Origin of the sequence: Ottowia oryzae (assembly GCF_003008535.1) — a bacterium.
Classification (GTDB): Bacteria; Pseudomonadota; Gammaproteobacteria; order Burkholderiales; family Burkholderiaceae_C; genus Ottowia; species Ottowia oryzae.
The window spans coordinates 338,540-364,766 of sequence record NZ_CP027666.1; the positions used below are offsets into that span (position 1 = coordinate 338,540).

Genomic DNA, 26,227 nt, shown 5'->3' on the forward strand with positions numbered 1-26,227 from the left:
TTATTTGGTGGCCTGGGACGGAATCGAACCATCGACACGCGGATTTTCAATCCGCTGCTCTACCAACTGAGCTACCGGGCCGTTAAGCGACGAATTCTATCACCAAGTTTGGCCGAATCAGACAGCGGCGTTTCCGCGACGTCCGCGCGACAGATCGACACCCAGCTGCTTGAGCTTGCGATACAGGTGCGTGCGCTCCAGGCCGGTCTTCTCCGCCACGCGGGTCATCGAGCCGCCTTCCTTGGCCAGATGGAATTCGAAATAGGCCTTCTCGAAGGCATCGCGCGCGTCGCGCAGCGGCTTGTCCAGCTCGAACGTGCGTTGCCCCTGCGGGCCCAGATCGGCAATGGTGGGCAACGATTGCCCGCCGGTCATGGCCGCTTCCACCGTCAGATCTGCTGCGTGAGTGGTCACCGCGGCACCCACGGCCAGCTCGGCCACCTCCATGACGGGCGCGCTGCGTGGCGCAGAGGGCTCGCGCGTCAAGGCGGCATCAACAGCCTTCAGAAGCTTCTGCAGCGTGATGGGCTTTTCAAGAAACGACATCGCGCCGATGCGCGTGGCTTCGACCGCCGTGTCGATGGTGGCGTGGCCACTCATCATGATGACCGGCATGGTCAGCATGCCGGTGCCGCGCCATTCCTTGAGCAGCGTGACGCCATCGGTGTCGGGCATCCAGATGTCGAGCAGAACCAGGTCGGGGCGCCCGATCTGACGTGCCGATCTGGCCTGGGCCGCGTTCTCGGCCAACTCCACTGTATGCCCCTCGTCGTTGAGGATGTCAGACAGAAGATCTCGGATGCCGAGTTCGTCGTCAACGACGAGGATATTGGCCATGTTGGAGACTGCTTCCCTTCAATGCAACTGAAATCGTCCGCGGGTCACGCGGGCGCTGGCTCGAATGATAACGACACTTGCGCACCGACCACGCGGCCGTCATGAAGTCGATTCGAAACATCAATGCGCGCGCCGTGTTCTTCGGCGATCTTCTTGACCACCGCCAGGCCCAGGCCCGTGCCCTTGGCCTTGGTGGTGACATATGGCTCGAACACGCGCTTGAGAATGGCGTCCGTGAAGCCGTGCCCGGCATCAACTACGCTCATGCGCACACGGCCTGAAGCCTCGGCCCAATGCGTGCGGATCATCACTGCGGTATCCGCCGAGGGCACGCCTTCGTTGTCCTGCGTGGCGTCCAGAGCGTTTTGAACCAGGTTGTGGATCACCTGACGCAGCTGCTGGGCATCGCCCATGATCCTTGGGCAACGCGCGTCCGGCTCGAACCGCAGCGCAGGCCCGTTCGCCCTCGTCGCGTCAGCGTGGCTGCCATACAGGTGCAGCACCTCGCCGATCAGCTCGTTCAGATCAACCGGCTGCAGCTGCGCGGTGGGCAGGCGGGCGTAATCACGGAATTCGTTGACCAGCCGCTGCATGGCGTCCACCTGGTCAACAATGGTTCGCACGGACTTGGTCAGCACCGCGCGGTCGGCAGGCTCCAGTTTGTCGTTCAGGCGGCGCTCCAGCCGCTCGGCAGACAGTTGGATGGGCGTCAACGGGTTCTTGATTTCATGCGCCAAGCGGCGCGCCACTTCACCCCAGGCTTGTGATCGCTGGGCAGACACGACTTCGGTGATGTCGTCAAACACCAGCAGGCGCAAGCCGTCCGGCATGGCGGCGCCGCGCGCCAGCAGGGAGATCGCCTCGGTCGCCACGCCACCGCCGCCGTGCCCATACAACTCGAACTGGTGCTGCCAGTGGTCGAGCCCATGCTCCAGGCGCTCGCCCTCGAACAGCTCGAATTGCGACGCAACTTCTTGCGCAAACTGGTCCAGGCCCGGCAGATCGCCCAACGACCGACCGGTATAGGCCGCCATGGGCAGGCGCAGCACGCGCGTCGCGCCCGGGTTGGTGGACTGAATGGTGCCCTGCGCGTCCAGCACGATCACGCCGGCAGTGAGGTTGTCGAGAATGGTCTGAAGGTTGGTGCGCGCGGCCACCGCCTCGCGCATACTGGTGTCGGCGATCGCTCGGGCATCGGCCAATTGCTGCGTCATGTCGGCGAACGACCGCGTCAGGCCAACCAGCTCGTCGCGCCCCTGCATGACCAGCTTGGGTGTCAGGTCTCCGGCCGCCACCTGGCGCACGCCATCCGCAATCATCAGCAGAGGTGTGGCCAATTGCTTGCCGAGCATGACCGCCAGCAGAACGGCGCTGAACACGGCAAGAAACAGTGTGAGCGTCAACGTGCCGATGTACATGCGGCGCAGGCCATCGCGGCCCAGCGCACGCTCCTGATACTCACGGTTGGCCTCCTGCACCGCCAGCGCATCGGCCACCAACGCCGAGGGCAAAGGCTGGACGGCCTGCAGCAAACGCTGCTCGCTCACCAGCCCCACGGAACGCGACGTGACCAGAACCAGCGCGCGGATGCGCGGCTGACCTGCCGAGGGCGACTGGGGGTTACCCACATCGTCCAGCCCTTCGATCAAGGTCGATACGCCTTGCGTGCGCAGATTGCGCATGAGCTGGGCAGAGGGCCGCTCGGGCGTCAGATCAAACCGAGACTGCCCCGCGCTGGCAATCAGCCGGCCGGAGCTGCTCCACAACGTGGCGTCCGTCGCACCCAGCTGAGTACGAATTTGGTCCAACGGCAGCGCGGCCAATGCATCCGGCGTGTCGGCCAAGGCAGAGGACGCAGCGCGCAGCTGATTGCCGAAGTCGCGCGCCTGTGTGTCCAACGAGGTTCTCGCCAGGGTCAAGCCCGAGTCCAGCGCGCCCTCCACCTTGACGTCAAACCACGATTCGATCGAGCGCGAAACAAACTGAAACGAAACCGTATATATCAGCAGGCCAGGCAAGACACCGACCAGCGCGAAGATGGCTGCCAGCTTGATCAGCAGGCGACTGCCGAACTTGCCCTTGCGCAACCGCGTGAAGAGTCGATAGACGCCCCAAAGAATGACCAGGGCCAGCCCGGTCGCCACCACAACGTTGACAACAAACAGCCGCGCGTAGTGCTGCTCGTAAAGCTCTCGGTTGTTCGTGGCCTGAGCGAGCAAGAACACCAGCACCAGGCCCAGCCCGACCAGCACCGCAATCGCAGTCCACAGCGCCCAGCGCGAGCCCGCCGTGCGCGCAGCGGTGCGCTGTGCGACCGGCCCGCCGCCGCTGTTCACCGGATCGACTCCTGGGTCAAATCCACCGTGCGGTCGACACCAACGGTCCAGCTCGCTTGACCGGGCGAGCCCAGCTGGATGGTTCGCGGTAGCTGGGATGAATCCAAGCGGAACTGAAACCGCAGGCTTTGCTTGCTGCCCGAATCCATGTCGGCCGAAGATGCGATCTTCCAGCGCGAGAAGCGCCCTACCGACGACATCACCTCCGCCAACGTGTCGTAATGCTGGGTGAGGCTGACCCCCAACCCGGCGTTGGTCAACGGTTCGCTGGACGTGTTCAAGCGCCAGCGCCGGGTAAGCGGCATGTAGGCGACGCGCATGTAGCGCTGCGACGCCGACACACGCTGATCCGTCCAGTACCAGCGCTCGCGCATCACCGTGGCGTCGGCCACGAAGTGGATGGGGATGCCTTTGTCCAGCGCCTCCTCTACCGCGCCGGGCAAGCGGATGTTCAGCCGCGCGCTCAACAGCAGGCCTTCATCGGTGCGCTCGACGCGCAGGCTCTCCAGATCGGCGTTCTGCGCGCTTGCGGCCACGGGCAGCGCCAGTGCGCAGGCGAGCGCCAGCCACCGCAAGGGGCGGTCAACCCGGGCGCTTGGCCAGAAGTGCGTAATAGAAACCATCGTCACAGCGCGCATTCTCGCCTGTCGCCGGAATACCCCCCGAGTCGCCCCTGGGCAGCAGATGCCCCGGGGAGGGCAACGCCTGCGCCTCGGGGTGCTGCGCGACGAATGCCTGGACTCGGCCCTCACCCTCCTCCCGAAATACGGAGCAAGTGACGTAGAGCATTCGCCCGCCTGGCGCCAGCAAAGGCCACAACGCCTCCAGCAACCCCGCCTGCAGCGCGGCCAGCGCGGCAATGTCGGTCTGCCTGCGGAGCCAACGGATGTCCGGATGGCGGCGCACGATGCCCGAGGCACTGCAGGGCGCGTCCAGCATGATGCGGTCGAATGCGCGCCCATCCCACCAGTCGGCCGGCTTGGCTGCGTCGGCCACGCGAACGTCTGCGTGCAGCCCCAGGCGGGTCAGCGTTTCGCCGATGCGCGCTGCGCGCACGGCATCGACTTCCAGCGCCGTGACCTGCGCGTCGGGGTGCAGCTCCAGCATGTGAGCGGTCTTGCCGCCGGGCGCAGCGCAGGCGTCCAAAATGCGCGGCGCTTGCGTGCCCAGGTCCGCCATCAGCAACGGCGCTGCTCTTTGCGCCGCCGCCGACTGCACCGAAACGCGCCCTTCAGCAAAGCCAGGAATCGCCGCCACGGGCATCGGCCGTGCGAGTTGAATGGCCGCTTCTCCCACCGGCGCTGCAGCAATATCGTGCGCCGCCAAATCGGCCATCGCCTCATCCAGCGTGCTTCGCAGAACGTTCACGCGCAACACGATGGGCGCGGGGTGTTGGCTCTGCCCCAATATCGTTTGCCAGTCTTTTGGATGGTCGGACCGAAGTTGCTTGACCCACCACGCCGGATAGTTCCAGCGCGCCACCGGGTCGTTGGCCACCCGCTGGAGCAGGCCCTCCCGCTCTTTCGACAGACGCCGGATGCACGCGTTGATCAGCCCCGCCTGGTTGCGTGTGTCGCGGCCTCGCTTGGCGGCCTCTACCGCTTGATCCGCCAGAGTGTGCAGCGCGTAGCGCTCAGCGCCCGGCGCCAGCATTAGCGCCAGCACGGAACACAGCAGCGCATCCGCAGGTGCGGGGGGGCGACGCGGCACCAGCTGGCTGCGCACAGCAGTGGCCAAGCCCAGCCCACGCAATACCTCGAACGTCAGTGCCTGAACGCCCGAGCGCAGTTCGCCCGGCACCTGGTTCAGCTGCGTGGCCAGGGATTGGCCGGCCATTACGCCCTGCACGAGCTTGGCCGTCCACTGCAGTTGCCGCCACAAAGGCGGCCCATGCGGCGTGGTGGCCTGGGCTTCGGTTTGAACAGACATCTCAGCGCGCCTCCGTCATGCGCGACAAGGACCCCACAGGCGCAAAGCCACACGCTTTGGCCAGCAGCCACGCGGGAAACATGGCGATCTCACGGTTGTAGGCCGCAGCCGCCTCGTTGTAGGCAGCACGCAGGGGCATGGCCTGGTGTAACTGGCGCATCCAGCGCTCCTGCAGGCGCTCGGCAGAGGGCACGGCGTCGGCTGGCACGGCGTCGACCAAAGCGGCCGCCCAGGCGGCGCGGAGCGCTTCGTGGGCCATCACCAGGCTGGCCATGCTGGGAACATCGGTGGCGGCCCGGCGCGCCTGCGCCAAAGCGGCTGAAAACTGTTCGCTGGCGGCCTGCAAGCGCGTCCACGCAGCGGTGCCGCCGTCCTGCAACTCACCTGGCGAAGTCTTCAGCCCGCCCCGAAACGCTTCGGGCATGGACGCCTGCACAAGCACCACCTGCCGCATCAGCTGCTCGTCGAGCACGGAAAAGCTCGTGCGCGTTGCGGCGCGAAGGCGAACGAGGCGGTTGTACGCGCCCACGCCCCAGAAAAAGACGATGGCGGCAGCCGCGGCGATCCAGATGCTTGATGTGCCCATGAATTTGTATAAAAAAGCGCCCGCGCCGCTGAATGCACAACGGCCGGGCGCTCCTATAAACGCAGCAGATTGTTACTCGGCTGCGTGACCCTCATCCGCGGCGGGCGCATCGTCGGCGCCAGCGGTGGCTTCGGCCAACTCGGCTTCCTCGGCTTCGGCGATGGCGCGGCGCTCGGCCTCGTCCATCTGGTCCTTCACCTTGCGGGCCTGGTGATAGGCCATGCCGGTACCTGCAGGGATCAGGCGGCCGACGATGACGTTCTCTTTCAGGCCACGCAGCTCGTCGCGCTTGCCCATGATGGCCGCTTCGGTCAGCACGCGCGTCGTTTCCTGGAAGGAAGCGGCGGAGATGAACGAGTCGGTGGACAGCGAAGCCTTGGTGATACCCAGCAACAGGTTGGTGTAGGTAGCCGGCACCTTGCCTTCGGCGCGCAGTGCGTCGTTGGTGTCCAGCATTTCGCTGCGCTCGACCTGCTCGCCGGCGATGTAGCCGGAATCGCCGGAGTTCTCGACCACGACACGGCGCAGCATCTGGCGAACGATCACCTCAATGTGCTTGTCGTTGATCTTCACGCCCTGCAGGCGGTACACGTCCTGGACTTCGTCCACGATGTAGCGCGCCAGCTCTTCCATGCCCAGCAGGCGCAGGATGTCCTGCGGATCGGCCGGGCCGTCGACGATGCTTTCGCCCTTGTTGACCACCTGGCCTTCGTGCACCAGCACGTTCTTTTCCTTGGGAATCAGCTCGTCCCACACCTTGCCTTCGGGGTCGGTGATCTGCAGGCGAATCTTGCCCTTGGTCTCCTTGCCGAAGGAAATGGTGCCGGTCATCTCGGCCAGCATGCCCTTGTCCTTGGGCGAACGGGCTTCGAACAGCTCAGCCACGCGTGGCAGACCGCCGGTAATGTCACGCGTTTTCTGGCCTTCGACCGGAATACGCGCCAGCACCTCGCCAGGGCCCACGTCCTGGCCGTCGCGCACCTGGATCAGCGCGCCGACCTGGAAGCCGATCGTCACCGAGTGGTCGGTGCCAGGAATCTTCACTTCCTTGCCCTCGCCATCCACCAGCTTGACCTGCGGGCGCACGATCTTGGCAGAGCCGCGGCGCTTCGGATCGATCACCACCAGCGTGGACAGGCCCGTGACCTCGTCCACCTGCTTGGCCGCCGTCAGGCCTTCTTCTACGTTCTCGAACTTAACCTGACCGGCGAACTCGGTGATGATGGGTCGCGTCAGCGGATCCCAGTTGGCCAGCACCATGCCCGCCTTGATGGCCTGATCCGCCTTCACGGTCAACGTGGCGCCGTAAGGCACCTTGTGGCGCTCACGCTCACGGCCATGCTCGTCGTGCACCACGATCTCGCCCGAACGTGAAATCACCACCAACTCGCCCTTGCTGTTGGTCACGTAGCGCATGGTCGGGTTGAAACCGATCAGGCCGTTGGACTTGGCTTCCACGCTGGATGCCACGGCCGCACGCGAAGCCGCACCGCCGATGTGGAACGTCCGCATGGTCAGCTGCGTACCCGGCTCGCCGATAGACTGCGCGGCGATCACGCCCACAGCCTCACCCTGGTTGACCAGGCCACCACGGCCCAGGTCGCGGCCATAGCACTTGGCGCAGATGCCGAAGCGTGTGGCGCAAGTCAGTGCCGTGCGCACGCGCACTTCGTCAATACCGGCGGCTTCGAGCTCGTCGATGGCGTCTTCGTCGAGCATCTGGCCCGCCTTGATGACGACTTCCTGCGTCTCGGGGTTGACCAAGTCTTCTGCGGCACTGCGGCCCAGAATACGCTCGCGCAGCGATTCGATAACCTCACCGCCTTCGACGATGGCGCGCATCGCAGAGCCATCGCTGGTGCCGCAATCGTTCTCGGTCACGACCAGATCCTGCGTCACGTCCACCAGACGGCGAGTCAGGTAACCCGAGTTGGCGGTCTTCAGCGCCGTATCGGCCAGACCTTTACGCGCACCGTGCGTCGAGATGAAGTACTGCAGCACGTTCAGGCCTTCACGGAAGTTCGCCGTGATGGGCGTCTCGATGATCGAGCCGTCAGGCTTGGCCATCAGGCCACGCATACCGGCCAGCTGGCGAATCTGCGCAGCCGAGCCGCGGGCGCCGGAGTCGGCCATCATGTAGATGGAGTTGAACGACTCCTGATCCACTTCCTTGCCGTGGCGGTCGGTGGTCTTTTGCTTGGCCAGCTGGGCCATCATGACCTTCGACACTTCGTCACCGGCCTTGCCCCAGATGTCCACCACCTTGTTGTAGCGCTCACCCGCGGTCACCAGGCCCGAGACGTACTGCTGCTCGATCTCTTTGACCTCGCTCTCGGCGCGCTCGATGATGCCGGCCTTCTGCGGCGGCACCAGCATGTCGTCAATCGCAATCGAGATGCCAGCGCGCGTCGCCAGGCGGAAACCGTTTTGCAGCAGCTTGTCTGCGAACACCACGGTTTCCTTCAGGCCGCACTTGCGGAACGAAGCGTTGATCAGGCGCGAGATTTCCTTCTTCTTCAGCGCCTTGTTCATCACCGAGAACGGCAGGCCCTTGGGCAGGATCTCGGACAGCAGCGCGCGGCCAGCCGTGGTTTCCACCAGGCCAGTAGAGGGCACGAATTCGCCCGTCGCCTTGTCCTTGGTCCACTCGGTCAGGCGCACGGTGATCTTGGCGGTGAGTTCCAGCACGCCGGCTTCCAGCGCACGCTGGATTTCGCCCACGTCGGTGAACACCATGCCTTCGCCTTTGCCGTTGATCTTCTCGCGGGTGGTGTAGTACAGGCCCAGCACCACGTCTTGAGAAGGCACGATGGACGGTTCGCCCGAAGCGGGGAACAGCACGTTGTTGGACGCCAGCATCAGCGTGCGGGCTTCCATTTGCGCTTCCACCGACAGCGGCACGTGCACAGCCATCTGGTCACCGTCGAAGTCGGCGTTGAACGCAGCGCAAACCAACGGATGCAGCTGGATGGCCTTGCCTTCGATCAGGATCGGCTCGAACGCCTGGATGCCCAAGCGGTGCAGCGTGGGTGCGCGGTTGAGCAGCACCGGGTGTTCGGTGATGACCTCTTCCAGGATGTCCCACACCACCGGCGTGCCGGCTTCGACTTCCTTCTTCGCGGCCTTGATGGTGGTCGCGATGCCCATGGCTTCGAGACGGGCGAAGATGAAGGGCTTGAACAGCTCCAACGCCATCAGCTTAGGCAGACCGCACTGGTGCAGCTTGAGCGTTGGGCCCACGGTAATGACCGAACGGCCCGAGTAGTCGACGCGCTTGCCCAGCAAGTTCTGGCGGAAGCGGCCGCTCTTGCCTTTGATCATGTCGGCCAGCGACTTCAGGGCGCGCTTGTTGGCGCCGGTCATCGCCTTGCCGCGACGGCCGTTGTCCAGCAGCGAATCCACCGCCTCTTGCAGCATGCGCTTTTCGTTGCGCGCGATGATTTCAGGCGCCTTCAGCTCCAGCAGGCGGCGAAGACGCGAGTTGCGGTTAATGACGCGGCGGTACAGATCGTTCAGATCCGACGTGGCGAAACGGCCACCGTCCAGCGGCACCAGCGGACGCAGGTCCGGCGGCAGCACGGGCAGCACGTCCAGCACCATCCACTCGGGCTTGATGCCGGATTTCTTGAACGCTTCCAGCACTTTCAGGCGCTTGGCGTTTTTCTTGACCTTGACTTCGGAGCCGGTCAGGTCGCCGCGCAGGCGCTCGATCTCGATGTCGAGGTCAATCGCTTCCAGCAGCTCCTTGACGCCTTCGGCACCCATGCGGGCCACGAATTCGTCGCCGTATTCCTTGCGCTTGGCGTCGTAGTCGTCCTCGCTCATGATGCTGCCCTTTTTCAGGGGCGTCATGCCGGGGTCGGTCACCACGTAGGCTTCAAAGTACAGCACGCGCTCGATGTCGCGCAGCGTCATGTCGAGCACCAGGCCCAGACGCGAAGGCAGCGACTTCAGGAACCAGATGTGCGCGCAAGGCGCAGCCAGGTCGATGTGGCCCATGCGTTCGCGGCGCACTTTGGTTTGCGTGACTTCAACGCCGCACTTTTCGCAGATGACACCGCGGTGCTTCAGGCGCTTGTACTTGCCGCACAGGCACTCATAGTCCTTGATCGGGCCAAAGATCTTGGCGCAGAACAGGCCATCGCGCTCAGGCTTGAACGTACGGTAGTTGATGGTCTCGGGCTTTTTGACCTCACCGAAGGACCAGGACCGGATTTTTTCAGGCGACGCCAGGCCAATCTTGATGGCATCGAAATGCTCATCGGGCGTGAATTGCTTGAACAGGTCGAGTAGCGATTTCATGTGACTCTTTCCTTGCTTCAAAAACCATGGCTGGCCGCGCTATGCGGGCGTGGCTTCGAGGATGAAAACACCTCGCAGCGCACGCCAGACAAGCGCTAGCAGCTCTCTTTTTTGATTAATCTGCCCCGCTTCAGGAGCGTTCCAGTTCGATGTCCAGACCCAGGGAACGGATTTCCTTGACCAGAACGTTGAAGGACTCGGGCATGCCCGCGTCGATCGAGTGCTCGCCCTTGACGATGCTCTCGTACACCTTGGTACGGCCTTGCACGTCGTCGGACTTCACCGTCAGCATTTCCTGCAGCGTGTAAGAAGCGCCATACGCTTCCAGCGCCCACACTTCCATCTCACCGAAGCGCTGACCACCGAACTGCGCCTTACCGCCCAGCGGTTGCTGCGTGACCAGCGAGTACGGGCCGGTGGAGCGGGCGTGCATCTTGTCGTCGACCAAGTGGTGCAGCTTCAAGAAGTGCATGTAGCCGATGGTCGTCGGGCGATCAAAAGCGTCGCCGGTGCGGCCGTCGTACAGGTAGGCCTGCGTGCGGGTGTCGGTCAGGCCTTTGGCCTTCACGACTTCATCCGGGTACGCATGCTTGAGCATCGCGCGGATTTCCTCTTCGGAGGCACCGTCGAACACCGGCGTGGCAAACGGCACACCGTTGGTCAGGTTGCCCGCCATCTTCAGCAAGTCTTCGTCGCTGAACTTGGCCAGGTCTTCCTTGCGGCCGGTGCTGTTGTAGAGCTCTTCCAGGTACTTGCGCAGCTTGGCCACGCGCTGTTCGCCTTTGAGCATCTCCTCAATGCGCTGGCCAATGCCCTTGCCGGCCCAGCCCAGGTGAACTTCCAGCACCTGACCCACGTTCATGCGCGAAGGCACGCCCAGCGGGTTCAGCACGATGTCGGCGGGCGTGCCGTCGGCCATGTAGGGCATGTCTTCGACCGGAACGATCTTCGACACCACACCCTTGTTACCGTGGCGGCCGGCCATCTTGTCGCCGGGCTGCAGGCGACGCTTGACGGCCAGGTAGACCTTGACCATCTTCAGCACGCCCGCAGGCAGCTCATCGCCTTGCGTCAGCTTCTTGCGCTTTTCTTCAAACGCGAGGTCGAAGCTGTGGCGCTGCTGCTCGATGGAGACCTTGATGCTTTCCAGCTGGGCCGCCACGTCGTCTTCCGCCGGGCGGATGTCGAACCAGTGGTACTTGTCGACGGAAGCCAGGTAGGCCTTGTCGATCTTCGTGCCCTTGGAGATGCGGTTGGGGCCGCCGTTGGCGGTTTTGCCGTTGAGCAACTTCTCGATACGGTCGAACGCGTCGGCTTCGACGATGCGCAGCTGGTCGTTCAGGTCGAGGCGATAGCGCTTGAGTTCGTCGTCGATGATCTGCTGGGCGCGCTTGTCGCGCGGAATGCCTTCGCGCGTGAACACCTGCACGTCGATCACGGTGCCGGAGCTGCCCTGATCCACACGCAGCGAAGTGTCCTTCACGTCGGAGGCCTTCTCGCCGAAGATGGCGCGCAGCAGCTTTTCTTCCGGCGTCAGCGTGGTTTCGCCCTTCGGCGTGACCTTGCCCACCAGCGTGTCGCCAGGCTGCACTTCGGCGCCCACGTAGATGATGCCGGACTCATCCAGGCGGTTGAGCTGCTGCTCAGCCAGGTTCGGGATGTCGCGCGTGATTTCCTCGGGGCCCAGCTTGGTGTCGCGGGCCATCACCACCAGTTCCTCGATGTGGATGCTGGTGTAGCGGTCGTCGGCAACGACCTTCTCGGAGATCAGGATCGAATCCTCGAAGTTGTAGCCGTTCCAGGGCATGAACGCGATCAGCATGTTCTGGCCGATGGCGATCTCACCCAGATCGGTCGAAGCACCGTCGGCAACCACGTCACCCTTGGCCAGTACGTCACCGCGCTGCACGATGGGGCGCTGGTGAATGTTGGTGTTCTGGTTGGAACGCTGGTACTTGATGAGGTTGTAGATGTCCACGCCGACTTCACCGGCAACGGCTTCCGAGTCGTTCACACGAATCACGATGCGCGTTGCGTCGACGTAGTCCACCACGCCGCCACGGCGCGCCGTGACCACGGTGCCGGAGTCCACTGCGGCCACGCGCTCGATGCCGGTACCGACCAGGGGCTTCTCGGGACGCAGCACAGGCACGGCCTGACGCGACATGTTGGCGCCCATCAACGCGCGGTTGGCGTCATCGTGCTCCAGGAACGGCACCAGCGACGCGGCCACCGACACGATCTGCGCGGGCGACACGTCCATGTACTGGATGCGGTCGGCACCCACAAGCACCGATTCACCCATCTCACGGGCAGACACCAGGTCACCCGTCAGTCGGCCATCGGCATCCAGCGCGGCGTTGGCCTGCGCGATCACATACTTGCCTTCTTCGATGGCAGACAGGTAATCGATCTCGTTGGTCACCTTGCCGTCCACCACGCGACGGTACGGCGTTTCGATGAAGCCGTATTCGTTCAGACGCGCGTACAGCGCCAGCGAGTTGATCAGACCAATGTTCGGGCCTTCCGGCGTTTCGATGGGGCACACGCGGCCGTAGTGGGTCACGTGCACGTCACGCACTTCAAAGCCTGCGCGCTCGCGCGTCAGACCGCCCGGGCCCAGGGCCGAGACACGGCGCTTGTGCGTGATCTCTGCCAGCGGGTTCGTCTGGTCCATGAACTGCGACAGCTGCGAGGCACCGAAGAACTCTTTCAACGCGGCCGAAATCGGCTTGCTGTTGATCAGGTCGTGCGGCATCAGCGGCTCTTGCTCAGCCTGGCCCAGACGCTCTTTCACGGCTTTCTCGATACGTGCCAAGCCAGTGCGGTACTGGTTTTCGGCCAGTTCGCCCACGCAGCGCACGCGGCGGTTGCCCAGGTGATCGATGTCATCGACTTCGCCGCGGCCATTGCGCAGTTCAACGAGGATCTTGACCACGGCCAGGATGTCTTCGTTGGTCAGCACCATGGGGCCGGTGGACTCGTCGCGGCCCACCTTGGCGTTGAACTTCATGCGGCCCACGCGCGACAGATCGTACGTGTCCGGGTTGTAGAACAGGCGCTGGAACAAGGCCTGCACGGCGTCTTCCGTCGGCGGCTCGCCGGGGCGCATCATGCGGTAGATGGCCACGCGCGCAGCAAACTCGTCGGCCGTTTCGTCGGCACGCAGGGTTTGCGAGATGTACGCGCCTTGGTCCAACTCGTTGGTGAAGATGCACTGCAGGTCTTTGACGCCCGCGTCGCGCAGCTTCTTGAGCAGCACTTCCGTCAGCTCGTCATTGGCCTTGGCAATGATCTCGCCCGTGTCCGGATCGACCACGTTGCGGGCCACCACGCGACCGATGAGGAAGTCTTCCGGCACGCTGATGTGGGTGGTACCGGACTGCTCCAGCTCACGCGTGTGGCGCGCCGTGATGCGCTTGTCCTTGGCGACGATGACCTTGCCGGTCTTGTCGGTGATGTCAAAGCGTGCGACTTCACCCTTCAGGCGGTCGGCCACGAATTCCATCTGGGCACCGCTGTCCATCAGGCGGAAGTTGTCGTTGACGAAGAAGTTCGCCAGGATCTGCTCAGGGTTCAGGCCGATGGCCTTCAGCAGGATCGTGACCGGCATCTTGCGGCGGCGGTCAACGCGGAAGAACAGGATGTCTTTCGGGTCGAATTCGAAGTCCAGCCAGGAGCCGCGGTAAGGGATGATCCGCGCCGAGAACAGCAGCTTGCCCGAGCTGTGGGTCTTGCCTTTGTCGTGTTCGAAGAACACGCCAGGTGAACGGTGCAGCTGCGAGACGATCACGCGCTCGGTGCCGTTGATGATGAAAGAGCCCTTGTCGGTCATCAGGGGCACTTCGCCCATGTAGACCTCTTGCTCCTTCACTTCCTTGACCACTTTCGACTGCGAAGTCGAAGACTCGCGGTCGTAGATGATCAGCTGCACGCGGGCGCGCACAGCCGAGGAGAAAGTCAGCCCGCGCGTCTGGCATTCGCGCACGTCGAACGCTGGCTTGGCCAGGTTGTACTCGACGAACTTCATCTCGACGAAGCCGTTGTGCGACACGATCGGGAACGCGGATTCGAACGCCGCTTGCAGGCCTTCGTGCGTGCGCTTTTTGGGCGCGGTATCGGCTTGCAGGAAAGCTGTGTAGGCGTCCTTTTGCATTTGGAGGAGGTACGGAACCTCAAGCACACTCTCGCGCGTGCCAAAGTTCTTGCGGATTCGCTTGCGTTCTGTGAAGGTGTAAGCCATGAAATCTCCGGGCGGTGAACTGGGTGTCCTGGACATCTGGCGACTAGACATCAGACGGCGGGCGCAGGTCTGATGCATGCTTGGTGGCTGGCCACTACCAGCCGATGGCGGACGACCGCGCGTTGCACGCGGTCCGAACCAAGTGGTCTTCTGCAGTCGGGATCAGAAGACACTTGAAAACCATCTGCGTGAGCTGGTTTTCAGGTGCGCTCTGAAAGCGCAAAAGGCTGGTTCGTTTCGAACCAGCCGGCAAACCGGGTGAACCGGAGGGGTAAGGAAGTCTTGAGAGAAAGAGCGCCTCAGTGCATCTGAGGGCGCCTTCCCGGGTTTCAAGCGTGCTTGCCCGTCTGGCCCACGCCGCCTTACTTGAGCTCGACCTTGGCGCCGGCTTCTTCCAATTTCTTCTTGGCGGCTTCGGCGTCGGCCTTGGCAATGCCTTCTTTAACCGGCTTCGGTGCGCCGTCGACCAAGTCCTTGGCTTCTTTCAGGCCCAGACCGGTGATTTCACGCACGGCCTTGATGACCGACACCTTGTTGGCGCCGGCTTCGGTCAGCACCACGTTGAATTCGGTCTTCTCTTCAGCGGCAGCTGCACCACCAGCAGCGGCGCCGCCAGCAGCAGGGGCAGCCATGGCTGCGGCGCTCACGCCAAACTTCTCTTCGATGGCTTTCACCAGGTCGTTGAGTTCCATGACCGTCATGCTGTCCAGCGAGGTCAAAAATGCGTCTTTATCGAATGCCATGTTGATTTCCTAAAACAGTATTGGGACGAACGGGTTGCGCCAATCAGGCTGCAGCCGCCGGTTCGCCTTCGCCTTTCTTGGCCGCCAGAGCACCCAGCACCACGGCGGTGCGGGAGATCGGCGACATGAGCAAGCCGCACAGCTGGGCCAGCAGCACTTCCTTGCTGGGAATGCTTGCCAGCTCTTTCACGCCGTTGGGATCCAGGGCCTTGCCACCGAACACGCCACCGCGAATCACCAACTTGTCGTTGGTCTTCGCGAAATCGGCCACCACTTTGGCAGCGGCGACAGCGTCTTCGGAGAAGCCATAGATCAGCGGGCCGGTCATCTGGTCGCCAGCCACTTCGAAACTGCTGCCGCTCACAGCACGGCGGGCCAGGGTGTTTTTCAACACACTCAGGGCCACGCCATTGCTGCGCGCTGCATTGCGCAGTTTCGTCATGTCGGCCACCGTGATGCCGCGGTATTCCGCCATCACCAGCGTTTGAGCTTTAGCGGCGAGGTCGGTCACTTCTTTAATGACCGCTTCTTTCTCACTGCGATTCAGACTCAAGGTCTACTCCTTCAATTTGCGTTCATTGGCCGTTTGCCGAAATCGGCAGGCCGCCTAACGCGCCTACTTGCAGCGACCTACTGCGTCAGGAAAAACCTTTGCAGCGGGCTCGCCATCTGCGCTGACAGCTCTCAAAATAAGAGCGATTAAGTGTGCTTCACACACGCCAGCGGTCTTGGATGGCCCGACGCGCAATACTGCGGCGCCTCGGCCCACCACACCGCGGGCAACCTCGAAAGGTTGCCCGCGAATTCACATTCAAGCCGTGATGCTTTGGGTATCGACGCGAACGCCCAGACCCATCGTGCTGGACACAGCCACCTTGCGCAGGTACACACCCTTGCTGGTTGCCGGCTTGGCCTTGTTCAGCGCATCGACCAGCGCTGCCAGGTTGCCCTGCAGCTTGTCGGTGTCGAACGAGCGGCGACCGATCGTGCCGTGCACGATACCGGCCTTGTCCACGCGGAACTGCACCTGACCCGCCTTGGCGTTCTTCACGGCCTGGGCGACGTCCGGCGTCACGGTGCCGACCTTGGGGTTCGGCATCAGGCCGCGCGGGCCCAGGATCTGACCCAGCGTACCGACCACGCGCATGGCGTCCGGCGCGGCGATGACCACGTCGAACGGCATGTCGCCAGCCTTCACCTGGGCGGCCAGATCGTCCATGCCAACCACGTCGGCGCCAGCGGCCTTGGCTTCCTCAGCCTTGGCGCCCTGCGCAAACACAGCGACGCGCTTGGTTTTGCCGGTGCCGTTCGGCAGCACCACAGCGCCACGCACCACCTGGTCGGATTTCTTGGCGTCGATGCCCAGCTGCACCGCCACGTCGATCGATTCGTCGAACTTGGCAGTGGCGTGCTTTTTCACCAATTCGATGGCATCGGCCAGCGGATACAGCTTGGTGGACTCGACGGCGCCTTCTTGGGCTTTTTGTTTCTTGGTCAGCTTGGCCATCTCACACGCCCTCCACAGTCACGCCCATCGAGCGGGCCGAACCGGCGATCGTGCGCACGGCGGCGTCCAGATCGGCAGCGGTCATGTCCTTCATTTTGGTCTTGGCGATCTCTTCGAGCTGAGCGCGGGTGATCTTGCCGACCTTGTCGGTGTTGGGCTTGGCAGAGCCTTTGTCCAGCTTGATGGACTTCTTGATCAGGACGGCCGCAGGCGGCGTCTTGATGACGAAGGTGAAGCTCTTGTCCGCGAAAGCAGTGATCACCACCGGCAGCGGCAGACCCGGCTCGACGCCTTGGGTCTGGGCGTTGAACGCCTTGCAGAACTCCATGATGTTCAAACCACGCTGGCCCAGTGCAGGACCAATGGGTGGCGATGGATTGGCCTTGCCGGCCGGCACTTGCAGCTTGATGAAGCCGACGATTTTCTTCGCCATGCTTTTCTCCTTGCGGGTTCAAACGCCTTGGGCCAATGCCTCAAAGCTCCCCGGGGTTGTGGGCTCTAGTGAAATTGACCGTCAGCGCAGAGCCAGAAAGCGCCAACAGCTATAAAAACAGTAGTGATCAGGCCTTCTCGACCTGTGCGAATTCGAGTTCCACCGGCGTGGCACGACCGAAGATCGTGACCGAGACGCGCAGCTTGCTCTTCTCGTAGTTGACCTCTTCGACCGTGCCGTTGAAGTCGGTGAACGGGCCTTCCTTGACCCGCACGTACTCGCCCACTTCGAACTCCACCTTGTGGCGGGGCTTGTCCGTGCCTTCTTGCATCTGGTTGACGATTTTCATCACATCGTCTTCCGAGATGGGCGCCGGGCGGTTCTTGGCGCCGCCGACAAAGCCGGTCACCTTGTTGGTGTGCTTCACCAGGTGCCAGCTTTCGTCGTCCATCACCATTTCGACCAGGACGTAGCCAGGAAAAAATTTCCGTTCGGTCGTGCGCTTCTGGCCGTTCTTGACTTCAACGACTTCTTCGGTCGGCACCATGATGCGACCGAACTTGTCCTGCATGCCGGCACGGTTCACGCGCTCGACGATGTTGCGCTCAACCGCCTTTTCCATACCGGAATAGGCGTGCACCACGTACCACTTCAGGTCGGGATTGCGCGACTCGCCAGCAGCGACTTCATTGACTGCGGTATCGCTCATCAGCCTCTCCAACCCAGAATCAGGTCGTAAAACACCCACTCCAGCGTCTTGTCCGTGGTCCACAGGAACAGCGCCATGATCACCGCAAACGCAAACACGAATGCCGTGGTCTGGATGGTTTCCTTGCGGGTGGGCCAAACGACCTTCTGCACTTCACGCCAGGCATCGCGACCAAAGGCAATCAGGCGCTTGCCGGATTCGGACGTAAAGAATGCCACCGCAGCCAGCACCAAGCCGACCACCAAACCACCCCATTGCGCCACCGGGCCTTGGGGCGCCAGCAGGTAGTAGGCCGCCAAGGCGCCAACGACCAGCAACACCACCACCGCCAGACGGAGCTTGTCCGCGCTGGAGGATACGGTTTCAACTTGAGTGCTCGCCATGCTGGGCTTGTTCCATTGACGAAGTGCCAAAGCACTTCATCCAAAATTTCAAAACGTCAAGACACGCAAGCCCGCCTCGGTTCTCGGGCGGGCTGGGTGCCTTGGCGGCGCCACCGATCAGGTGGCAGGGGCAGTAGGAATCGAACCTACAACCTTCGGTTTTGGAGACCGACGCTCTGCCAATTGAGCTATACCCCTAAGAGAGCCATTACCTCAAGGCCAAGGCCTGATTAGGCAATGATCTTGGCCACGACGCCAGCGCCCACGGTACGGCCGCCTTCGCGGATAGCGAAGCGCAGGCCTTCTTCCATGGCGATGGGGGCGATCAGCTTGACGGTGATCGACACGTTGTCGCCAGGCATCACCATTTCTTTGTCAGCGGGCAGCTCGATGCTGCCGGTGACGTCGGTGGTGCGGAAGTAGAACTGCGGACGGTAGTTGTTGAAGAAGGGCGTGTGACGGCCGCCTTCGTCTTTGCTCAGCACATAGACCTCACCGACGAATTCGGTGTGGGGCTTGATGGAGCCGGGCTTGCACAGCACTTGGCCGCGCTCGACTTCTTCGCGCTTGGTGCCGCGCAGCAGGATACCGACGTTGTCGCCAGCTTGGCCTTGGTCGAGCAGCTTGCGGAACATCTCGACACCGGTGCAGGTGGTTTTCTGCGTGGGCTTGATGCCGACGATTTCGATTTCTTCGCCGACTTTGATGATGCCGCGCTCGATACGGCCGGTCACGACGGTGCCGCGGCCGGAGATGGAGAACACGTCTTCCACGGGCATGAGGAAGGCGCCGTCGATGGCGCGCTCAGGCGTGGGGATGTAGGTGTCGAGGGCGTCGGCCAGCTTCATGATGGCTTGTTCGCCCAGCTCGCCGGTGTCGCCTTCCAGGGCCAGTTTGGCCGAGCCTTTGATGATGGGGGTGTCATCGCCGGGGAATTCGTATTTGGAGAGCAGCTCGCGCACTTCCATTTCGACGAGTTCGAGCAGCTCGGCGTCGTCGACCATGTCGGCCTTGTTCAGGAACACGATGATGTAGGGCACGCCAACCTGACGGCTCAGCAGGATGTGCTCGCGCGTTTGGGGCATGGGGCCGTCAGCGGCCGAGCACACCAGGATGGCGCCGTCCATCTGGGCTGCGCCGGTGATCATGTTTTTCACATAGTCGGCGTGGCCGGGGCAGTCCACGTGGGCGTAGTGGCGGTTGGCGGTTTCGTATTCGACGTGGGCGGTGTTGATGGTGATGCCGCGCGCTTTTTCTTCGGGCGCTGCATCAATCTGGTCGTAGGCCTTGGCCTCGCCACCGAATTTCTTGGACAGCACCGTGGCAATGGCCGCGGTCAGTGTCGTCTTGCCATGGTCCACGTGACCAATCGTGCCCACGTTCACGTGCGGCTTGCTACGCTCAAATTTCTCTTTTGCCATTTCTTCGACTCCGAAAAAAATTGACTCAACAACGCTTTGGATGGGCCGGCGCTGCACTGCACGCGACCATCGTGATTGGTGCCCTTGGTGGGAATCGGACCCACGACCTCTCCCTTACCAAGGGAGTGCTCTACCACTGAGCCACAAGGGCAAATTCTCTTTGCTGCACCGCCAGAATCGACCAACTGGAGCGGGAGACGGGAATCGAACCCGCGTCATTAGCTTGGAAGGCTAAGGTTCTACCATTGAACTACTCCCGCGATGACGCCAAGGATGGCGTCTTGCTGAGAGCCCGTTCGCGGCAAACACCGGAACCGCCAATCCTTATCGCTCGCCTGTCAGCCGCGCCCAACGGCGTGGTGTCTGCTGGTGGAGAGGGCTGGATTCGAACCAGCGTACTCGTAAGAGGGCAGATTTACAGTCTGCTGCCATTAACCACTCGGCCACCTCTCCGGCAGAGAACCTCCGATTATGCCACCGTTCGTTTCGCTTCGGCAAGCAGCTTGTGCGGATGGGCGGCGTGATCGCCCAGCCAGTCGATGGGCGGCAGCCCTCGCGCGGCCAGAAATGCGTTGGCCGCACCGAAATGCCCGCAACCGATGAACGGCACGGGTGGCCGCAGCGCGGACAGCGGCGAGGGGTGGTTGGCCGTCAGCACGCAGTGGCGCGCCCCGGGCGCCACGCCACCTGCCGCGTGCGGCCGGTCACTCGCCGCAGCCTGCACGATGGCCTGTTTGCCCTGGGCGTGCGCGCCCCACAGAAGAAAGACCACCGGCTGTGGCTGGCGCGCCACATGGGCGATCAGCGCATCGGTCAGGGCCGACCAACCCCATCGGGCGTGGCTGGCCGCCTGGCCGTCGGCCACCGTCAGGCTGGTGTTGAGCAGCAGCACGCCCTGGCGCGCCCAATGTTCCAGCAGCACCAGGCCGTTGGCGTCGGCTTCCAAGCGGGGCGGGCGACCATATTCACGCGCCAGTTCCTTGTAGATGTTGCGCAGGCTGGGCGGTGTGCGAACGCCGGGCGCCACGGCAAAGGCCAGCCCGTTGGCCTGACCAGGGCCGTGGTACGGGTCTTGGCCCAAGATGACGGCGCGAACGGCGTCAGGCGGCGTCAGCGCCAGGGCGCGCAGCGGCTGGGGCGGGTAGATGGTGTTGCCATCCGCCAACGCCGCCGACAAGCGCTGCGTGAGTTGAGCGCCTTGCGGGCTGGCGGCAAACGCGTCCCACACCGCGCGCCACGCGGGCGCCAATGCGGCCAAGTCGCCGAGAGACGGTGGCCACACCGCCAGCTGATCGGCTGGCGCAGCGCACGCGTTCATCAACGGAATCTGAGTCAAATCAGCCCCTGGCGCACAGTGGATGAGCGCCACCAGCCATCAAATTGATAGCAAAAACTGGCGCCTCGAACACCGTGGCTGCGGCCATGTGGCCCGCTCATCACGCAAACAACTCCGCCAGCGCCTCGCCGGGCTCGTCGGCGCGCATGAAGGTTTCGCCCACCAGGAAGGCGTGCACGCCGGCTTCGCGCAGGCGCGCCACGTCGTCGCGGGTGGCAATGCCGCTTTCGGTGATCAGCAAGCGGTCGGCGGGCACGTCTTTCAGCAGGCCCAGCGTGGTGTCCAGCGTGACTTCAAAGTTGCGCAGGTTGCGGTTGTTGATGCCCACCAGAGGGGTTTTCAGCTTCAGCGCGCGCTGCAGTTCGGCGCCGTCGTGCACCTCGACCAGCACCGCCATGCCCAGGCTATGCGCCACGGCTTCCAGCTCTGCCATCTGCGCGTCCGACAGGCAGGCGGCGATCAGCAGGATGCAGTCGGCGCCGATGGCGCGCGCTTCGTACACCTGGTAGGGGTCGATCATGAAATCCTTGCGCAGCACTGGCAGGTCGCAGCTGGCGCGGGCCTGCTTCAGGTAGTCGATGCTGCCCTGAAAGAACTGCTTGTCCGTCAGCACCGACAGGCAGGCCGCGCTGACCTGGCCGCCCCTGTCGCGGTTGCCCACGGCGTAGCTTTGGGCGATGTCGGCGGGCACGAAATCGGGCCGGATCACGCCCTTGCTGGGGCTGGCCTTCTTCACCTCGGCGATCACGGCGGCCTGGCCGGCGGCTATTTTTGAACGCAGCGCGCCCACGAAATCGCGCGTCAGCACGCGGCTTTCGGCGTCTTCGCGCATGGCGGCCAGGGGCACTTTTTTCAGGCCGGCGGCCACTTCCTCGCGTTTGACCGCGACGATCTTGTTCAGGATATCACTCATCTTTTGATAGCTCCTCGCGCTCATCCGGTGGGCGCGAACGCAGTATTTTCATGAAAACCCGGTGCATCACCAACGCCGCCACCAGGAACAGCGCCGAAACGCCCAGGGCGATCCAGGTGCCTTCGTCCTGCCACATGCTTATCGACCAATTGACATGAGGGTTGCGCGCATTGGTTTCACGCAGTCACCCTCAAGTCGTTCTGCCAAAACGTCAATTGATAGCCGCGCAGGCCGGGCCTCACGCCGCCTGCGCCTGGCTAAACTCCGCCACCTGTTCCAGCTTGGCCTTGGCCGCGCCCGAATCGATGGCCGTGCGGGCCAAAGCGATGCCGTCTTTCATGCTCGGCGCCACGCCCGCCGCGTACAGCGCCACGCCGGCGTTCAGCAGGACGATGTCGCGCGCCGCGCCCGCTTCGCCCGCCAGCACGCCGCGCAGCATGGCGACGGATTCTTCCGGCGTGGCCACCTTGATGCTGCGGTTGCTTTGCATCGGCAGGCCAAAGTCTTCGGGGTGAATCTCGTATTCGGTGATCTGGCCGTCTTTCAGCTCGCCCACCAGCGTGGCGGCGCCCAGGCTGACTTCGTCCATGCCGTCGCGGCCGTAGACGACCACGGCGTGCTCGGCGCCCAGGCGCTGCAGCGCGCGCACCTGGATACCCACCAGGTCGGGGTGGAACACGCCCATCAAGATGTTGGGCGCATCGGCCGGGTTGGTCAGCGGGCCGAGGATGTTGAAGAAGGTCTTCACACCCATCTCGCGCCGCACGGGGGCCACGTTTTTCATGGCCGGGTGGTGGTTGGGCGCAAACATGAAGCCCACGCCGGTTTCGGCCACGCTTTGGGCGATCTGGCCGGGCTTCAGGTGGATGTTGACGCCCAGCGCCTCCATCACGTCGGCGCTGCCCGATTTGCTGGACACGCTGCGCCCGCCGTGCTTGGCCACCTTGGCGCCCGCGGCGGCGGCCACGAACATGGCGCAGGTGCTGATGTTGAAGGTGTGCGAGCCATCGCCGCCCGTGCCGACGATGTCGACCAGGTGCGTGCGGTCGGCCACCGGCACTTTGGTGGACAGCTCGCGCATCACCTCGGCGGCGGCGGTGATTTCGCCAATGGTTTCCTTCTTCACGCGCAGGCCGGTGGTGATGGCGGCCACCATCAGCGGGCTGATCTCGCCGTTCATGATGAGGCGCATCAGGTGCAGCATCTCGTCGTGAAAGATCTCGCGGTGTTCGATGGTGCGCTGCAGCGCTTCCTGGGGGGTGATCATCATGGTCAAGAGTTGGTCCTTGAAGGCGGGATAGTGATAAGGATGGGTGCGGCGGCCGGCGGTGCCTGAGCCTTCAGCGCGCCACGGGCGCGTCGGTCAGCGCCAGCTTCACGCCAAAGGCGATGAACAGGCTGCCGGCCACGCCGTCCAGCCAGCGCATGCCGCGGCGCAGCGCACTGGCGCGGCGCGCGGCCCAGGCGGCCACCAGCGCCCAGCCCAGGCAAACCAGCAGGCCGTTGAAGGTGAACAGCAGCCCCAGCACCGCAAACACCCAGCCCGGGTGCGCGGTGCCCGGCGCAATGAACTGCGGCACAAAGGCCAGGAAGAACAGCGCCACCTTGGGGTTGAGCGCGTTGGTCAGAAAGCCCCGGCGGAACACCGACCAGCCGGCGGCGGGCTCAACAGATTTTGAGTTAAATTGGCCTGCAGCGCCCGCGCCACCAGCGCTGACAGCTATCATTTCAGAAGCGGCTACTGCACCCGCAGCGGCACCGCCAGCAGCTCGCTTCAGCGCACCGCGCAACATTTGCACACCCACCCACACCAGGTACAGCGCGCCCACCCACTTCAGCACGCTGAACGCCGCGCTGCTGGCCGCCAGCAAGGCCGACACCCCGGCCGCCGCCGCCGTGACATGCACCAGGCAACCGGCGCCGATGCCCAGCGCCGCCGCCACGCCCGCGCGCAGGCCGCCGCGCACCGCGTTGGCCACGATGAACATCACGTCGGGCCCCGGCGTCAGGTTCAGCACCAGGCCGGCGGCGATGAAAAGCAGCAAGTGGTGCAGATCGGGCATGGCGTGCTCAGCTTGGGTGGCCTGTCAATACGGACCGCGCGGGCCGGCGGCAGCTTCACCCGCCGTGGCCTGGGCGAAGAATTCGCGCGTGGCCGCCACGGCGCGGTCGATGCCGGCAGCGCCAACGCCCAGGTGCGTGACAAAGCGCAGGCCGATCAGCCCCGTGGCCAGCACGCCCTGCGCCTTCAAATGGTTGAGCAGCGCCGGGCCGCGGCCGTCGGCCACGTCCACAAACACGATGTTGGTCTCAGCCGAGCGCACCGTCAGCCCTTCGATGCCACGCAGCCCATCGGCCAGGCGGCGGGCGTTGGCGTGGTCGTCGGCCAGACGCTCGACGTGGTGGTCCAGCGCGTACAGCGCGCAAGCGGCCAGCAGGCCCGCCTGCCGAAGCCCGCCGCCGGCCATCTTGCGGATGCGCAGGGCGCGGGCGATCAGCTCACGCGAGCCGCACAGCGCCGAGCCGACGGGCGCGCCCAGCCCCTTGCTGAAGCAGACGGACAGGCTGTCGAAATGGCCCGCTATCTCACGCACGCGCTGCTCGCCCGACTGGCATGGGCGGGCGCTGGCCACGGCCGCGTTGAACACGCGCGCGCCGTCCAGGTGCACCGCCAGCCCGTGCGAGCGCGCCAGGGCGGCGGCACCTTGCAGGTAATCGTCGGGCATCCCATGGCCGTTCCAGGTGTTTTCCAGGCACAGCAGGCGGGTGCGCGCGAAGTGCGGGTCGTCCGGCTTGATGGCCGCAGCGATGTCGGCCAGCGCCATGCGGCCTTGCGCGTCCTGCGTCAGGGGCTGCGGCTGCACGCTGCCGAACACCGCCGCGCCGCCGCCTTCATAGCGGTAGGTGTGCGCCAGCTGGCCAACGATGTATTCATCGCCCCGCCCGCAGTGCGCCAGGATGCCGCACAGGTTGCTCTGCGTGCCCGAAGGCATGAACAGCGCCGCCTCTTTGCCGGTGATGGCGGCGATGCGTTCCTGCAGCGCATTCACCGTCGGGTCGTCGCCAAACACGTCGTCGCCCAAGGGCGCGGCCATCATGGCGGCGCGCATGGCGGGCGTGGGCTGGGTGACGGTGTCGCTGCGGAGGTCGATGAAACTCACTGGCAACTCCTTATGGCAGCAACGATCGCGTCCCTGCGTTCATGCATCGCGCACCTCTGCATTGAGGTCCGCCTTTCCATAAATGTCTGATTTGGCGCAGCGCAAGTTATCCGGATCCATTCCTACCAACTGAGCCCGTAGCTTCAACTCTAGTGACTCAACCACAGCGACGATCTTTTTCACCCCGTCATTCAAATCACACTCGTATTCACCAGCGAAAAGCGAAATCTTCCCGACGGGATTATCTATTTGCTCTCCGTCACGAGACAACAAAAATTGGACATTTGGCTGATATAAAGTCCCAGGAAGAATAAGGCAGGTCGAAATAATCCAGTCATTTTTTGGCACATCGGGACTAAAGTTTCTTACCGCCAGCCATTTGAGCACCCCAAGTGCACTTCCCTTTTTTGCGACCACATAGGGGATTCGGGCTCCAAGATGATCCGTCACATTTCGCATTGCTCGAAATGTTTGCGTAGATTGCAGAAACTCTTGGCAACCACTGATCCATTCAGGATTGCGTCGCTCGACCATACCTAAGAGGCCTCTTAACCGATCAATTGAATCAACGACCGCCCATGCGTCAAGAAAGACACTCTCTACATCACCCTCAGCCAACCTTCCTTCTGCGGTTATCTTCCAAAGGTTCCCCGCCAATCGATGCAAGGCATAGCAGGCCATTTCAGCCGGATGCCGAATTCCATCTAGCAGAAGAGTTTCCTCCGCGGAAAATATCAGAGGAATATTCTTTAGAAGCGAGCCAGCCGAGAGTTTGAACACACCAACCTCACCTCAAAAAATTCCCCAACATCGCATGCCCGTGCTCGGTCAGGATGCTTTCGGGGTGGAACTGCACGCCTTCAATCGGCAGCGTTTTGTGGCGCACGCCCTGGATTTCGCCGTCTTCGCTGGTGGCGGTGACGATCAGCTCGTCGGGCACGTGGTTGCGGTCGATCACCAGCGAGTGGTAGCGGTTGACGGTGAACTGCTGGGGCAGCCCGGCAAACACGCCCTGCTGGTCGGTGGTGATGACGCTGGTCTTGCCGTGCATCTGCTTTTGCGCGCGGATGATGGGCCCGCCCAGCGCCGCGCCGATGGCCTGGTGGCCCAGGCACACGCCCAGGATGGGCACGCGGCCCGCAAAGTGGCGGATGGCGGGCACCGACACGCCCGCCTCCATGGGCGAGCAGGGGCCGGGGCTGATGCACAGGCGCTCGAACTCGCCGGCGGCCAGGCGCGCGTCCAGCTCGTCCAGGGTGACTTCGTCGTTGCGCAGGGTGAGCACCTGCGCGCCGAGTTCGCCAAAGTACTGGACGATGTTGAAGGTAAAGCTGTCGTAGTTGTCGATCATCAGCACACGCATGACGACTCCTGAATATCCGGTTTGA

At 63.4% G+C, this 26,227-nt stretch carries 22 protein-coding genes and 5 tRNA genes; all 27 read right to left on the bottom strand.

Annotation, left to right across the window (positions count from 1 at the left end; genetic code table 11):
- Positions 1 to 5: 5 nt before the first annotated feature.
- Positions 6 to 81 (bottom strand) — tRNA-Phe (locus tag C6570_RS01535).
- 36 nt (positions 82 to 117) lie between these two features.
- The gene (locus tag C6570_RS01540; protein ID WP_106701428.1) at positions 118 to 837 is read right to left on the bottom strand and encodes a response regulator; all 720 of its coding nucleotides are present in this window, start codon (positions 835 to 837) and stop codon (positions 118 to 120) included.
- A gap of 44 nt (positions 838 to 881) precedes the next feature.
- A complete protein-coding gene (locus C6570_RS01545) occupies positions 882 to 3,173 on the bottom strand; it encodes a sensor histidine kinase (protein ID WP_106701430.1) in 2,292 nt (763 codons plus the stop codon).
- The gene (locus tag C6570_RS01550) at positions 3,170 to 3,709 is read right to left on the bottom strand and encodes a DUF4390 domain-containing protein (protein ID WP_245896266.1); all 540 of its coding nucleotides are present in this window, start codon (positions 3,707 to 3,709) and stop codon (positions 3,170 to 3,172) included. The genes C6570_RS01545 and C6570_RS01550 overlap by 4 nt, the downstream gene beginning before the upstream one ends.
- A gap of 46 nt (positions 3,710 to 3,755) precedes the next feature.
- Complete coding sequence (gene rsmB, locus C6570_RS01555; RefSeq protein WP_106701434.1) at positions 3,756 to 5,102, bottom strand: 16S rRNA (cytosine(967)-C(5))-methyltransferase RsmB; 1,347 nt, start codon at positions 5,100 to 5,102, stop codon at positions 3,756 to 3,758.
- 1 nt (position 5,103) lies between these two features.
- Positions 5,104 to 5,688, bottom strand: coding sequence for a hypothetical protein (locus C6570_RS01560; protein WP_106701436.1), 585 nt, complete (start codon positions 5,686 to 5,688; stop codon positions 5,104 to 5,106).
- A 72-nt stretch (positions 5,689 to 5,760) separates the two neighbouring features.
- Positions 5,761 to 9,990 (bottom strand): DNA-directed RNA polymerase subunit beta', encoded by a 4,230-nt coding sequence (gene rpoC / locus C6570_RS01565; RefSeq protein ID WP_106701438.1) that lies wholly within the window; start codon positions 9,988 to 9,990, stop codon positions 5,761 to 5,763.
- Positions 9,991 to 10,120: 130 nt separating this feature from the next.
- Entirely contained in the window at positions 10,121 to 14,233 is a 4,113-nt protein-coding gene (rpoB, locus tag C6570_RS01570) for a DNA-directed RNA polymerase subunit beta (RefSeq protein ID WP_106701439.1), read from the bottom strand.
- A 362-nt stretch (positions 14,234 to 14,595) separates the two neighbouring features.
- Positions 14,596 to 14,976: a 50S ribosomal protein L7/L12 gene (gene rplL / locus C6570_RS01575; RefSeq protein WP_106701441.1), complete on the bottom strand. Its 381-nt coding sequence runs from the start codon at positions 14,974 to 14,976 to the stop codon at positions 14,596 to 14,598.
- Positions 14,977 to 15,019: 43 nt separating this feature from the next.
- On the bottom strand, positions 15,020 to 15,529 hold the full coding sequence (gene rplJ, locus C6570_RS01580) for a 50S ribosomal protein L10 (protein WP_106701443.1): 510 nt from the start codon (positions 15,527 to 15,529) through the stop codon (positions 15,020 to 15,022).
- 258 nt (positions 15,530 to 15,787) lie between these two features.
- Positions 15,788 to 16,483 carry a 50S ribosomal protein L1 gene (rplA, locus tag C6570_RS01585; protein WP_106701445.1) on the bottom strand — a complete coding sequence of 232 codons (696 nt, stop codon included), beginning with the start codon at positions 16,481 to 16,483 and terminating at the stop codon, positions 15,788 to 15,790.
- A gap of 1 nt (position 16,484) precedes the next feature.
- A complete protein-coding gene (rplK, locus tag C6570_RS01590; RefSeq protein ID WP_106701447.1) occupies positions 16,485 to 16,916 on the bottom strand; it encodes a 50S ribosomal protein L11 in 432 nt (143 codons plus the stop codon).
- A gap of 127 nt (positions 16,917 to 17,043) precedes the next feature.
- The gene (gene nusG / locus C6570_RS01595; RefSeq protein WP_106701449.1) at positions 17,044 to 17,625 is read right to left on the bottom strand and encodes a transcription termination/antitermination protein NusG; all 582 of its coding nucleotides are present in this window, start codon (positions 17,623 to 17,625) and stop codon (positions 17,044 to 17,046) included.
- Positions 17,625 to 18,008: a preprotein translocase subunit SecE gene (gene secE, locus C6570_RS01600; RefSeq protein ID WP_106701451.1), complete on the bottom strand. Its 384-nt coding sequence runs from the start codon at positions 18,006 to 18,008 to the stop codon at positions 17,625 to 17,627. Before secE ends, nusG begins: the two co-directional genes overlap by 1 nt.
- 122 nt (positions 18,009 to 18,130) lie before the next feature.
- A tRNA-Trp gene (locus tag C6570_RS01605) sits at positions 18,131 to 18,206 on the bottom strand.
- Between the two features lie 32 nt (positions 18,207 to 18,238).
- The gene (tuf, locus tag C6570_RS01610; protein ID WP_106701453.1) at positions 18,239 to 19,429 is read right to left on the bottom strand and encodes an elongation factor Tu; all 1,191 of its coding nucleotides are present in this window, start codon (positions 19,427 to 19,429) and stop codon (positions 18,239 to 18,241) included.
- A gap of 76 nt (positions 19,430 to 19,505) precedes the next feature.
- Positions 19,506 to 19,580 (bottom strand) — tRNA-Thr (locus C6570_RS01615).
- A gap of 35 nt (positions 19,581 to 19,615) precedes the next feature.
- Positions 19,616 to 19,689: transfer RNA gene (locus C6570_RS01620), tRNA-Gly, on the bottom strand.
- 107 nt (positions 19,690 to 19,796) lie between these two features.
- Positions 19,797 to 19,882, bottom strand: a tRNA-Tyr gene (locus tag C6570_RS01625).
- A 16-nt stretch (positions 19,883 to 19,898) separates the two neighbouring features.
- Entirely contained in the window at positions 19,899 to 20,747 is an 849-nt protein-coding gene (locus C6570_RS01630; protein ID WP_106701455.1) for a uracil-DNA glycosylase, read from the bottom strand.
- A 118-nt stretch (positions 20,748 to 20,865) separates the two neighbouring features.
- Positions 20,866 to 21,678 carry an indole-3-glycerol phosphate synthase TrpC gene (gene trpC / locus C6570_RS01635; protein WP_106701457.1) on the bottom strand — a complete coding sequence of 271 codons (813 nt, stop codon included), beginning with the start codon at positions 21,676 to 21,678 and terminating at the stop codon, positions 20,866 to 20,868.
- Entirely contained in the window at positions 21,671 to 21,814 is a 144-nt protein-coding gene (locus C6570_RS18090; protein ID WP_164675469.1) for a hypothetical protein, read from the bottom strand. The genes trpC and C6570_RS18090 overlap by 8 nt, the downstream gene beginning before the upstream one ends.
- A 102-nt stretch (positions 21,815 to 21,916) precedes the next feature.
- On the bottom strand, positions 21,917 to 22,948 hold the full coding sequence (trpD, locus tag C6570_RS01640) for an anthranilate phosphoribosyltransferase (protein WP_106701459.1): 1,032 nt from the start codon (positions 22,946 to 22,948) through the stop codon (positions 21,917 to 21,919).
- Between the two features lie 70 nt (positions 22,949 to 23,018).
- Positions 23,019 to 23,741, bottom strand: coding sequence for a LysE family translocator (locus C6570_RS01645; protein WP_106701461.1), 723 nt, complete (start codon positions 23,739 to 23,741; stop codon positions 23,019 to 23,021).
- A gap of 24 nt (positions 23,742 to 23,765) precedes the next feature.
- Positions 23,766 to 24,839 carry a low-specificity L-threonine aldolase gene (ltaE, locus tag C6570_RS01650; protein WP_106701463.1) on the bottom strand — a complete coding sequence of 358 codons (1,074 nt, stop codon included), beginning with the start codon at positions 24,837 to 24,839 and terminating at the stop codon, positions 23,766 to 23,768.
- 39 nt (positions 24,840 to 24,878) lie between these two features.
- Positions 24,879 to 25,619 (bottom strand): hypothetical protein, encoded by a 741-nt coding sequence (locus tag C6570_RS17890; RefSeq protein ID WP_123812183.1) that lies wholly within the window; start codon positions 25,617 to 25,619, stop codon positions 24,879 to 24,881.
- Between the two features lie 7 nt (positions 25,620 to 25,626).
- Positions 25,627 to 26,202 carry an anthranilate synthase component II gene (locus tag C6570_RS01655; RefSeq protein WP_106701465.1) on the bottom strand — a complete coding sequence of 192 codons (576 nt, stop codon included), beginning with the start codon at positions 26,200 to 26,202 and terminating at the stop codon, positions 25,627 to 25,629.
- Between the last annotated feature and the right edge of the window lie 25 nt (positions 26,203 to 26,227).